This window comes from Vibrio sp. 661, from assembly GCF_033339315.1.
Taxonomy (GTDB): domain Bacteria; phylum Pseudomonadota; class Gammaproteobacteria; order Enterobacterales; family Vibrionaceae; genus Vibrio; species Vibrio alginolyticus.
Genome location: NZ_JAWOUJ010000002.1, coordinates 419,045 through 432,423 on the forward strand (window position 1 = coordinate 419,045; position 13,379 = coordinate 432,423).

Sequence of the window (13,379 nt, forward strand, 5' to 3'; positions counted from 1 at the left end):
GATAAATTGATACCGAGCAAAACGATAATTTTATATCTGTTTTAATCCAATATTGATTGAATAATATCAAATGCTTTTTCTATTTTTTGGGTAGGAATAATGCCAAATCCAAATAAGAGGGCATTAGAATGATTGTTGATAGAAAAATGCGATGATGGGTAAACCGCTACATTTGATGAAGCAAATTTATTCATCATTTGTGTCGCGCATCCCGATACTTCAGCTGCTATATGCAATCCACCTTGGCTTGGAATACGTTGTAAGCAATCTATGTTGTCAATTAATTGAGTTAGCTTATTATACCTTTCGCTGTAGATTTTATTCATATTGAGTAAATGGTGAGAGAAATGACCGTCACGCATGAATTCGTCAAGTAGGATTTGAGACACTACAGATGTACTTCTTCCCAAGTGCCATAACATATTTGAAATTGGCTTTATTAAAGACTTTGGCGGAATCATATAGCCAATGCGTATGCCGGGAAATAGTATTTTAGAGAAACTGCCTATCATAACGACGCAGTCATTTTTGTCTTGTGACTTGAGAGCTTTCTTACTGGTATTGAGATAGTGATATTCCGAATCATAATCATCTTCGATAATGATTGCGTTATTAACTTCTGCCCATCTCAGCAGTTCTAACTTCCTGTCAGCTGAGTAGCTAAAGCCTAAAGGGAACTGATGACTAGGCGTTGTATAAATAATTTTGGCATTAGAAGGGATTGATTCAACGACAACACCTTGGTCGTCCATCGGCACGGAGCCTATTTGCGCGCCAAGTAATCGAGCTTGATTTCGAAAAACAGGATATCCTGGATCTTCCGTCGACACGAGATCCCCGGGAGAGAGTAATGTAAGGAGAGTCGTCATTATTGCCTGCTGGCACCCTTGAGTAATGATGATGTCTTCAGGGTCACAGATTACGCCTCTCGAGTGTCTCACATACTCGCAGATAGACTCTCGTAAACAAGCTAACCCTTGTAAATCACCGCCATGTGCAAACTCTGGAGTTAATGCATTGAGCCTACTCAGTCTTGAGTGTCGCCAAATATGCTTTGCTATTCTCTGATGATCAGGAACGCCTAAAGTGAAGTCATAGTCTAGATTCTTTGGTGCGATGATCTCTGGCTTCTTCGATGCGTTAGTGCCAAACACCCCTAGTTGGTAGTGTTTTATTGGTCTCTTATCTTGATTCACCGTTTGTTCTAGAGCATTACTTACGTACGTGCCAGACCCTGCCTTTTTTACTATCCACCCCTCGAACTGAAGTCGCTCATACACCGAAATGACAGTGTTTCTTGCTATGCCTAACTTTTTCGACAGCATGCGAGTTGATGGTAATCTCTCATTTGATCGTAATCTGCCTTCTAATATCCCTTGGTATATCTCGGAGTAAAGTTGTTGGCTGGTGACTTTTCCAGTTTCGAAGTGTAGTGAAAATGGCATCGTTTTCTCTGTAGACGTTGAAAAGTGGTTCTAAAGCGTTGTGAGGATGTGGATCTGTATATACCAAGTATATCTACCTAGTATACCGTTATCGTGATATGGAGAAAGCGTAATTGAGTACACTATTTCCCCATTTTGGAAACGGATGTTACTTACATTCGTATCTAACCGTCCTACCTATCAACGGTGATCAGGTTTAGACCTGTTTATATCGCACTAAAAATTTGAAGACACAGTGTTATTCATCGAGGGTTAACGATTGGAGTTCTTCAAGTCAGGATTACTTTTATATAAAAAGTTAAAAGCCTTGGAATAAACTAGAAATTAATTATAAGTTAAAATTAAAAAATTGAGGGTTCAATGAAGTTAAACAATGCCTTGCTGGCCATTTTATCGCTCACTTCTTTCGTCACGTTTGCGAAAACGGAGTTAACGGTTAGCAGTCAATTAAAGAGCGTAGTTGATGAATGCGCTAAAGGATTAATCAACGAATACGACATTCCGGGGTTGGCTGTTGCAGTAACGATTGATGGTAAACGTTATTTTTATAATTACGGTTTGGCTGACGTAAGTAAGGGGAGTTTAGTCACCAACGACACAATTTTTGAACTCGGCTCTATCAGTAAAACTTTTGCTGCTACTTTGACTGGGTACGCCCAAGAAAAAGGTAAGCTAGACATGGATGACAAGGTCAAAGATTATATTCCAGAATTAGAGAATAGTGCTCTGGGTAATACCAAGCTAGTTAATGTCGCCACCTACACTGCAGGTGGTCTACCATTGCAATTCCCTAGCGAAGTAACGAACGACGCTGAAATGATGCAGTACTACAAAACGTGGAAACCGGAGTACGAAGCCGGTACTAAGAGGAAGTACTCAAACCCTAGTATTGGTCTATTTGGCTACATCGGTGCTTTGAGTATGAAGTCAGACTATACGGAAATGATGGAAACCGTCATCCTGCCTGAGCTCGGTATGACCAATACCTTTGTCGATGTACCAAAGGATAAGCTTAACAACTATGCTTTTGGTTATAGTTCTGAGGGAAAACCCGTTAGAGTTAATCCAGGTATTCTTGATGCACAAGCCTATGGTATTAAATCAACAAGCTTAGATATGCTTCAATATATCGAAGCAAATATGGGTCAAGCGCAACTTAATACTGATATAGAAAATGCGCTAGAGAGAACTCATACTAAGTATTTTGATACCGACACGTTTACACAAGCCGTAGGATGGGAGGGTTATGATTACCCCGTTTCACTTTCGCAATTATTGAAGGGTAACTCCAGCGATGTAATTCTCAAAGCTAAACCGGTTCAAGCAAGTGTATCTGGTACTCTCGGTCGTGACGTTTGGTATAACAAAACGGGCTCAACAGGTGGCTTTGGGGCATATGTCGCGTATGTACCCTCTGAAAAAATAGGCATAGTGATTCTGGCGAATAAAAACTACCCTAATGCAGAAAGAGTAGAGGCTGCTTACCATATTATTAGCTCAGTGGTGAAGTAAATTTTAGTGGTAATAGGCACTACGTAATTATTAGAGCTTATTTAGATACATACTATCTACAGTGTTTTATTAGATAGTATTTATAGGAGTATTCATGAAAACTAAGCATTGGTCTAAGGTGACTTTGCTACATGAAGTTGTTACGAACCCAAATATAACGATTAAAGGTAAACATAGTTATTACAGTGATTGTTGGGACGCCGGTTTTGAAGAGTCTGTTGTAAGATATCTACAAGGCGATGAGTTCAGCCGAGATTGGGAACCAAAATGGAAGATTGATAAGTTACATATAGGTGACTTTGTCTGTATTGCAGCGGAAGTTGTCATTGTTATGGGGGGAAACAGTACACATAGAGCTGATTGGTTCTCCTTGTACCCATTTATGGACTTTATTGAAGAAGCGTACGTCGGGAAAGGAGATACTCATATTGGCGATGGCGCCTGGCTCGGTATGCGATCCATGATAATGCCGGGTGTGACTATCGGAGAAGGAGCAATCGTTGCGGCAAACAGTGTGGTGACGAAAGATGTTGAGCCTTACAGCATGGTTGCGGGGTCACCAGCTAAGCATGTCAAATATCGCTTTTCTCGAGAGACGATAGACGAACTGCTTGCTCTTAGGATATATGATTGGCCTGATAAGAAAATCGACAGCCTGAAGAGATTTTTATGTTCAGACGATTTAGAAGGGCTGAGAAAGGCAAGCGCTGAATATGATAGAAACCACTCATAATCGTGACAGCGTCACTGTTTAGAAAGTAAGAAAGAGGTATTGTTGGGCCTCTTTGTATTAGATATCTAGCCAATACAATGAGTAATCATTTTATTCTTTTATTGATCTTTTACGTGAACATGATAGGGCGCGTACCATTTGCGTTCAAGAACAAGAGGACAACGTGTTTGGTAAAGGGGAAACCGATGGAATATCGGGAAATTATAATCATTAAGAGCCGCATGTAGCGGCTCTTTTTGATCCTGAAATTGGTTAGTGGCGACAGACTACGAAGCGCTCAGAAGGTTACGAGGACTCGCTTCAGATAAATGAAGAAAGAGCGAATCGAAGTGGCTGTTGTTACCTATTTGACTGCTCATACCGTTGCCATTCCGCTGTTAACTCTGCTTTTTCTTTTCTCGCTGCAATCAGCATTTCTATATTTACGTCAGTGTTTGGGTGCCTTTGAATGTATCGCTCGTAATCAACCGGAACACCATTGATGTGCAGTTCAAGATGTAAATGCGGCCCTGTTGTTCTTCCTGTGTTACCCGTTTTCCCTATCACTTGTCCTCGGCTGATCTTCTCACCAACATGGACGTTGCGCTGAGATAAGTGTAGGTAGCGTGATACAGAGCCATTTGTGTGGCGGATATTAATGTAGTTGCCGGCAAAACGGTTGTAGCGGGACTTTAAAACGATGCCATCAGCAATACTACGAATCGGTGTACCTACAGGTGTGGCATAATCAGTGCCTAAGTGCGGAGTCGTTATATTGGTCACTGGATGTGTTCGCTTTAAGTCATAGTCAGAGCTCACTCTGTAGTTTTTATCAAAGGGTGAAGAAAACATGAACTGATTATTTATCGACACACCATGCTCATCAAATACGTTACCGTGACCATCATTGATAATAAATAAATCAGTTTTACTGCCTAAATAGTAAAAAGAACTAATGTAAGTTTCATTTTTACTATTTAATTTAGTTCTTAAGATAAAGTTATCACCTCTTTTAATAGAGTCAATAATATTAAACTTGCTTTTGATAAGTGCTAATAGCAAGTTGATCTCTTTTTGACTCACTCCTGATTTTAATAATGAAGCGACAAAAGAGTATTCAACAACACCGATAGTGATTTTTTGCCTACGAGTATTCTTATTAATTGGTGGCTGCACATTCTTACTTTCGAATTCTAAAGGCTTGATGGTAGGTAGCCTATCCACAGGAGTGAGGAAGTAGTGAGAAAGCGATACGCTAATCAATATGATTAACGCAGTAGTGATAAGGGCTACGGTAGGAGCTTGCACACTCCTTTTTATTATTAAAATAGTCATTAGTTTTGTTGATTTATCAATACTGACAGTTGTGCGTAGAGTATAATATTTTAAATAAAAACTAGCATTAAAGCATGAGTAATTCCTCTGTTTTAACTAAGTTAATAATTATAGGATGTAAGAATAATTTTAATAATTCAGTCAAAGTGACGGTTGGCTTGGTGTTTATGCCTATTTTGTTGGTGTTAATGTCACGTTGAGAAAATATTTTTCAATAATATAATCTCGGGAAAATATATTTTGCCAAATTACTATGTTCGCTAAAAATACGCTGAAATTAACATTAGGTCTTACGCTTACATCTCTTTTATTGAGTGCATGTGGTGGTGGTGATGGAGGAGACAACACACCGCCAGCTAGAAGCAAAGGAAGCATTTCCGGTATGGTGTTTGACGCCCCAGTCAATGGCGCCAAGATTGAGGTTTTCGAGTTCAAAAATGGAAACTTAGGTCGGAAGTTGGCTAACACAACGTCTGATGCCTTCGGAAACTATCTGCTAGAGTTTGAATCTTCGTCAATGCCTCTTTTTGTTGTTGCAAAAGAGGGGAGTTATACCGATCCGTTTACAAATGAAACGGTATCTGTGAGTAATGCGAAGACACTTAAATTTGAAGGTGTTGTGAACTTTAAAGAGGGGAGTGAGCAAAAGTTAATGCTTACTCCGCTGTCGAACTTGGCAGCAGGCTTGGCAAAGTACAAAATTTCCCAGGGGGCCACAGATGAGAGTGCCTTTTCAACTGCTTTGGATAGTATCAATAGCATGTATGGTTTTGACGTAAATGAGACCAAACCTATTGATATTACCAAAGGTGGGCAAAGCAGTTTTGCTAGTACTGGGCATCAATACGGCGCTTTATTAACAGCATACTCGTCTTACTCTTACGATCTTATAAAAAAATACGGCAACAGCGATAACGTCTACACTTCGATGCACTTCGCTGACATCCAATATCGGGATGTTATTGCAGATGGTGTTCTTGATGGTCTTGAAGTGAGCAAGACTTCAGGAGCAGTGACTCCCCTCAGCTTTGGACAGAAAAAGATAAACAGCGACGTTTACACACGTGACTTATCTCAGCACGTTTTGATCGTGGTAAACGACCCAAGTATCAATATTTCTGGTACTGATGCTGCCGACTATGTCGACTTTAGTAAGAAGCTTAATGACTTAGGTACATATGGCAGTACAGATGGCATCATTCCACCGCGAGATGGGACGGAGATTGATACCACAGCGCCTATCGTGACACGCATTGACCGTGATGTACTTGCAGGCACCGATAAAGTTGACCTAAAAATTGTTGATGATATCGGTGTAGAAGACGTATCCGCCTTTATTCAGTATCAGATTAATGGCTCTTGGTCTGGTGAATTTCAATGTAACGACATACAAGATTTTGGAAGCACATTCTGTTCGGTTGAATTTGATGATTTTGAAGTTGGCCTTCGAGAGACCAACGTTAAAGTTAACATTAATACTAAAGAGATCGATAGTGTAGATATGAACCCTGCCACAGGGCTCTCAAACGTAACAGCAGCACGGTTAGTCTTATATACAGCGGATGTACTGGGTAATGAGTTAATTCCAGGCAGCCATTCGGGTCTTCATATCAACTTTGAATGGGATAACGATGCGCCTGTTATCGATATTACATCGGCGAGTGCAATTAATAACCAACTTAAAGAATACGTTCTGAAAGGGGTTGTAAAAGAAAGCTCGCAAGAGATTAGTTCTGTCAGTATTTCATTTAAAGATGGCTTACATGAGGGCGTCACATGTTCTCCTGTCACTGTAGAGTCTGGAAATGCTTGTGAGTTTAGTAAGGCTTACCCAACTGATGAATTCCTATCTACGACGGTCTTTGAGGTTCGAGCGAAGGATAGCAAAGGCAATACGGGCTCTGCGCAGCATGCAGTAAGTCGTGACGATCAAGCGCCAGCACAGACGATAACCTATCCTGAAGGTACGTCAATGACGTACGTAAATGTGGGTTTAGATGGTGAACGAACCACTTACGATGGTATCTACTCTCAAGATACGTACACCCCAGACAATGTTCAAGCAAGCCGCGATTTCCTGAAGATTGACTATGCGTACGCAAGTTTAGGGATTCAGAGCTCATTAAAAGGGATAGATTTTAGTAACTTCAACGCTAATTTATTGAAAGAGAATAAAATCCCTTATGTTCGTGTGAAAGTATCAGACGTAAATACCGATACGGTTTTAGGCTCCAACGCTAATAAGCTAAAGCTCGTCGTCAAGTACTACGTAAGCCAAAACAACGATAACAACTACTCACTTCAGCAAGTTATTGACACAACCGCATCAGATGACGATTACATCGCAAAAATTCCGCACGAAACGCTGTTAGATAGCAATGGGCGAGTAGAGGATGTCATCTATTACATTCCTTTTGTAAGAGATATTTTGGGTGACAGCTTTAAATCGGTATCAGAAAACAGTAGTCAAAAGTTAGTCATTCAAACCGTCGATGAGTCTGATAACGAAAGCACTCCAAGAGAAGTATATTTTAGAAGTAGCTTTGACCTACCAACCATAAAAGTGGTGACACCATTTATTGGTGCGCGAGCTCAACTTGAAGGGTTGAGCCCAAGTGGTGAATTCACTTCACTTGCAAGTTGTACCACTATCCAGCAACTGGAAAGTGACCAGTCTATGGCTCTTGACGTAGCGAGCTGTGAAACCACAACTGACGTAGTGAATTATGATTTCATGCGTGTTCGTTTAATTGGTATCGAAGGTAGTGAGCCATACTATTACCAATGGAAAAGAGATCCAGGGACCAAGAAAGTAACGGTTGACTTAAACAAGGCCAATATTGGTGTGTATTTTAAGCTCAAAGGTTCTCAAACTTACTATATTACTGAACTATCGACATATCAGACTGGTTTGTTTGATTTCCAGTGGGATCAAGTGACAGCGGGAGAGAAAACTTCAGAACGTGCGATTCAAATTCTTGATGAGGTGCGCTACGCGTTATCAGGTACGAATAACAACTCATTCTTTGGGTTTGACCCAACGGTTGTGTCTTATGCAACCAATGAAATGCTTACGACTAAAGCGATTCCAGACAAGCCATCAAATGACTATCTACACCGATTCCTTGTTGAAGCAATTGATAGTATTGCCGAGAGAATGCCAAGAAATAACTCATTAGATTTTGCATCTGCTATTTACGATGATTTTAGCTACGATGGAAAAGCAAATGGTATAGGGGCCGGAGGAAGTCAAGTTACGCTCGATTCTTACACGTTTGGCGCTGAAACTTACCGAAAAGATCTGGCGCAATCCTATTATGAAATCATGGCGAGCAAATACGGTATTGAGACCAATATCGCGCAGCTCTATGCTGATGATATTTCGATGGCTAATCCTGACTTAAATGGTAAGAACATTTTTGATACAGAGGGTAGCAGTATCGATACCTTGCCTCCGCAGCCAAAATTAACCATTGAAAGCGGTAGAGAGACGATGGTTGGTAATAGGCTTTATATCGCTGGCGAGGTTGTTTCTAAAATTGTCCTAGACGATCCTTCTGGTATTGTAGGAACCGACGCTTACGGTCCGAAGTTTAGCACGATGTGGTATCAAGCCAATGAGCCAAATATTGAAATACCACTGGACATCAACATCGTAGAAAACTCAGGCAACAGCAATGCTTATCGAAAAGAGTACTTCTTCACCCTTAACTCCCAGTCTAGTGAACTAAAAGACATTATAGAGTTTGCCGTGGAGACCAGTGCTATGGACCCACATGGCAATGCGTATGGTTATAATGGTAAATCTCCGTTTATAGAATCGGTGTTTATTGATAACGATTTCCCTAAGGCCAGTTACCTTCCACCCAATGATGTCGATGGTAAACCTGTAGAAAACGGTATTTATTTAAATGCGAACAATACTCATGAATTAACCTTCAAGGTTGAGGATATTGTTGGTGATAAGCTTGCCTCGAGAGGCCTTGTTTTCTACCAGCAAACCGGTGAAAAAGTAACATACACACCAGAAAACTTTGCAAGTAACTCGAAAGACGCGTTTAAAGTCAAACTATGTACGGGAGAGATTTGTTCAAATCAAGGCTCTACGATTTATCCTGGTGATGGAGATTGGTTAGTTGTTGCCGCAGCAGAGGACAACTTAGGTAACTCCGTTTCAGAGTTAACTAGCACCGCTCCGAGATTCAATATTCGTATCGACTCTGAAGCTCCTATTGTAAAAAGTGAGCAGGTTCAAAGCCGTTTAGGTGGTAATAACCAATGGACACCTGTCATTGATTGGGGGACGTTAAGCTCTGGCAATAACGTAAAAATAGATTTGCGCCGCGGATCTGGTCAGGCTCTGACATTAGAAAGCTGTGACCCTCTAACAGAGGAGTGTGACGTACCATACCTAGTTGGTGAACAGCCTGACGTCAAAGTCCAACTGGTTTCAAAAGCATTTGATTACGATGAATGGAATGAGTTTTACGTCACTGCGACGGACAACGCTTACCCTGCCAATGTTAGTACAACAGGGAAATTTACCTTCCAAGTCGATAACAAAGGCCCTGAAATCATCCTAAACACGCCTTGGGTTGAAGACACATTGTCTAAAGAGAACTATGTCATAGGGCGTGAGTTCAATGTGCGATTTAAATCCGTAATAGACGATTCAGACCTTGAGCAAGTCTCGCTGTATCAAAGTGGTAAAGATTCGCCAATTAAGACAATTGTGCCAACGGATTCATCTAAAGCGTTTGTCATGTCTCTTATCAAGAGTGACACAGATAAAATAGACATTTCTGAAGATGAAAAAACAACGTCATTGTATGTAAAAGCAACCGATATATATGGTTTTGAGTCTAGTTCTAACACGCACAAGGTTATTCTTGATCGTGATGGGCCAACATTAGGATTAAGTGGTTTCAATGCGAATGACTACTACTTAGGTAACTATGTCTTTGACCTAACGGCGCTAGACCTAAATGCTAACGGTGATGTTTCAATTAATGGCGTAAATAGAGAAAGCCTAGTGTATTGGACGTTTAGCGATCTGGAACCATTACCTGGCTCTCCTGGTACAAAAATCAATGAGGATCTCAAAGTGAGCCTTGGTGATTTAGGTACGGGTACACACAAGATTCGTTTAAAAGGGTCTGATGTTCGTGGCAACACAACCTTAACCAGTGATGAGCAAGATTTTACCGTCAAAGTGTACAACTCAATCCCGCAGGTGACGCTGGCGATGAGTTACACGGATGGAACGCCAATTACAAACAACACCATCTATCAAGATGGGAATATCGTACTTACGCTTGATATTGTTGATGATAGTGGCGTTGATCGAATTGACTCAACGTATAGATTCTCTGGAGAGCAAAACGGGACTAACTTTACGTTCTCAGAAACCGCAGATGGCACTTGGACTGCAACGTTGCTTTCTACACAAATTGCCAAAGATGGTAATTATGAACTTGATATCAAAGTTTATAACAAAGTTCGTTACCTTGATGAAAAAGACCGAAAGGTTGGAAAAGTAAACCAAACCTTTAGCGTACAGCGTGAAGGCGTGGTTCTAACAGTTGAAAGCCCGCTGGACTTCCAAAATTACTTATCTGATGGTGTTCTTGATGTCACCTTTACTACATTGAGTGCGGTCAAGGCCAAAACGTTAGAGTGTTGGGTTCGTGAAGAATACAACTCTCTGGATGCGCCACCAACTAATGAGCAACCAACTTCTGGTGTTATCAACGTATCGCAAGAACCTTACAGTTGTAGTGTCAATGTTGGGCAAAACATGACGAAAGCACCTGTTACTTTGATCACTAAAACCTTGGGTACAAATGGGCGTGAAACGATCAACAAGTTCAATTTCTCGATGGTGGATATTGATGCACCGACAGTCGTAGATGGTAACTCATACAGTTTTAAAGGAAGTGATGTTTGGTTTGATGAAGCTTTGAAGAAGAAGATGCTCACATTTGAGCTCTCTTTTAATGATGCTTTATCAGGCGTGAATACCGAAAGTTCAGATGAATATCCAAAGTTGGTTCGTAATCTTGGCAACAAAGCTTATACACCAACGACTTGTGCCAAAGGTGTTGGAAATATCAAGTGTACGTATTCTGAATCCTATGCCGATATTATTGATGGCCTGAGTACAACTCAAGAATACAAAATCAAGAACTTATCTGATTTAGCAGGAAACTTGACGCCAGAGCACGATCTATTGCTTGAATTACCTAAAGGTTCGGTAGTCGTTGAAATTACTGATCCGGTTGGAAACACAACCATTAATGGTCAGCAGCTTGTCGCCAAGTTCAGAATTAAGCTGTATGAAAACTCTAGGCTAGACAATGTGATGGCCAGATTTGGAACGGAATCCTACAACTATAAAGATAATCCGGAGAAGTTTGCACAATTAGAGGTGTGTGCAGATGATCCAACCTACAAGTGTTCAACATTTACAAGTGAACTTCCTAGCGATGCGGATGGAAAAACGATCAGGACAACGATTACTGCAACGGATGTGTGGTCGAGAGTCGGTGAAGCGACCGTTGATATTAAAGTTGACAACACACCTCCAAGTGTTGGCGATGAGATTATCGTAACCGAATCGCCAACAAATCCTGATAATGTTCGTTTTCGTTTTGACATAACGGACACTGGTAGCAGCCTCGAAAAAGTAAACTACTCGGTTTTAAACCCGAGTTATCAAGAAGAAAGAGTAGAGGATGGGAATGGTTCATCTACGTACTTTGAACTACCGAAATCTCAGTTAGAGGGGCGTGGTTCAATCACGGTTGATATCAAAGCGACAGATAGTGTTGGGCTATATTCAGACATCAGAAAAGTCATTGATATTAGTGTTCCTAAAGTCACGATTGATTTCGATGGGATTACGAGTTTGCAGGGGGGCAAACTGTTTTTTACCAAGGCGAGCCAGCCGTTTACGGTATCTACGGTGGAAGGAGAAAGAGTGAAAGCTTCACAATATTCTGTGGAGCTTATTCCAAGCCTCGGTGATTCCTTGCGTTACTCAGGTGATGTTATCTCATCTAGTGGTAATGGAATGATGAACTTTGCCGTCGATAACCAAGGGGCATATACCCTTAAAGTGACAGTGACGGACTCAGTTGGAAGAGAGAATACAAGCTTTGAATTACTAGGCAAAAGTTATGATGGAAAGGTTATCGAATCTATTGTTGATTATGACGCTCCAAGTATTTCGGGCTTAAGTGCTAATCAAATCTCTAAGGTGCCGACAAACGATAAGTATCAACTAGAAATTAGTGCATACATTACAGATAAAAATTTAAATCTCGTCACGTCAAAAGCGGTGAGTGGTGGTAGCACAGTGGCTCCTCAAGCTATTACTGAGCCGACAACCGAAGCGGGGCCTTATGTCATAAGCTATTTGTTACCGAAAGGCGATCATACGATCACGGTGGCAGCAACAGACAAGGTGGATAACAAGAGTGAAAGTTCTATTGACGCGCATGTGGAAGCGGCAACCGTTCCCGGGCTAAGTATCTCTACCGCCTCAAGCGCCCCTCTTTTTGGAGGCGAAGAGATTACGCTTGCGTTTAACTTTACAGAAGAAGTTACGAACTTTGATATCTCAGATGTCCATCTTGTCGCTAGTGATAGCGGTGTAACAGGAACGTTAAAACAAGATACTTGGTCGACTTCAGACAATATTACGTGGACGGTTAACTATGTCAGCCCAGAAAAGCAAGATAAAAACATAACAATACAGGTAGAGGATGATAGCTACCAAAGTATCAACACCATTCCTGGAAAAGGAAGCAGTTTAAGTATCGCGGTTGAAGGAACCTTACCAAAACTGACCAATGTGACATTTAACCCCGAGCATCAGAGCGTGGGGCAAAGCGTGAGTGTCTCGCTTGAGTTTGATAAAGAGCTCCAAGAGGCGACCGCTACGCTTGGCGGCAATCGCATTAGTTCTCTGTCAGCAACGGCAGATAAAAAGGTCTGGGTTGGTGATGTACAAGTTCCGAGCACCGCGCTGTTAAGTGTCGACTTGGTTGTTAGTCAATTTAAAGATTTGACTGGCAACATAGGTGAGGATAACACCGCTCACGAATTACCGATCACGCCAACCTTAGCCATCACGCCAGTGGGCAATGTGGATGAAACGCATGCCGCCACGCTACAATTCGAAGGCACGTCGACACGTTTTGACGGTCAGTCCCTGCGTCTTGAAGTGAAAGCCCAAGGCAGCGCGACGGTATTGAAAAGCAGCAGCGCAACGGTACAAGCCGGTGGCATTTGGAGCAGTGACGCGATTGATATGAGTCACCAAACCAACGGCACTTATACCGTGATGGTGACGGGGACGAACTCAGCGGGCA

At 41.5% G+C, this 13,379-nt stretch carries 5 protein-coding genes; 3 read left to right on the forward strand and 2 right to left on the reverse strand.

Translation table 11 applies throughout. From position 1 onward, the window contains the following. Positions 1 to 41: 41 nt before the first annotated feature. Complete coding sequence (locus R7P69_RS06145) at positions 42 to 1,445, reverse strand: PLP-dependent aminotransferase family protein (RefSeq protein WP_238952729.1); 1,404 nt, start codon at positions 1,443 to 1,445, stop codon at positions 42 to 44. A gap of 360 nt (positions 1,446 to 1,805) precedes the next feature. Here R7P69_RS06145 and ampC point away from each other — a divergent pair, with 360 nt between their 5' ends. Beyond that, positions 1,806 to 2,957, forward strand: coding sequence for a class C beta-lactamase (gene ampC, locus R7P69_RS06150; RefSeq protein WP_005373435.1), 1,152 nt, complete (start codon positions 1,806 to 1,808; stop codon positions 2,955 to 2,957). Between the two features lie 94 nt (positions 2,958 to 3,051). Beyond that, positions 3,052 to 3,690: a CatB-related O-acetyltransferase gene (locus R7P69_RS06155; protein ID WP_005373432.1), complete on the forward strand. Its 639-nt coding sequence runs from the start codon at positions 3,052 to 3,054 to the stop codon at positions 3,688 to 3,690. A 339-nt stretch (positions 3,691 to 4,029) separates the two neighbouring features. Here R7P69_RS06155 and R7P69_RS06160 read toward each other — a convergent pair whose 3' ends face one another. Further along, entirely contained in the window at positions 4,030 to 5,004 is a 975-nt protein-coding gene (locus tag R7P69_RS06160) for a M23 family metallopeptidase (RefSeq protein ID WP_053349235.1), read from the reverse strand. A gap of 253 nt (positions 5,005 to 5,257) precedes the next feature. Here R7P69_RS06160 and R7P69_RS06165 point away from each other — a divergent pair. After that, positions 5,258 to 13,379, forward strand: an 8,122-nt coding sequence (locus tag R7P69_RS06165) for a hypothetical protein (RefSeq protein WP_318121501.1), incomplete at its 3' end; no start/stop codon positions are given.

Excerpts from the sequence above, each read along its gene's own strand:
- R7P69_RS06145 (WP_238952729.1), bottom strand. The coding sequence starts at position 1,445 with ATGCCATTTTCACTACACTTCGAAACTGGAAAAGTCACCAGCCAACAA.
- ampC (WP_005373435.1), top strand. The coding sequence starts at position 1,806 with ATGAAGTTAAACAATGCCTTGCTGGCCATTTTATCGCTCACTTCTTTC.
- R7P69_RS06155 (WP_005373432.1), top strand. The coding sequence starts at position 3,052 with ATGAAAACTAAGCATTGGTCTAAGGTGACTTTGCTACATGAAGTTGTT.
- R7P69_RS06160 (WP_053349235.1), bottom strand. The coding sequence starts at position 5,004 with ATGACTATTTTAATAATAAAAAGGAGTGTGCAAGCTCCTACCGTAGCC.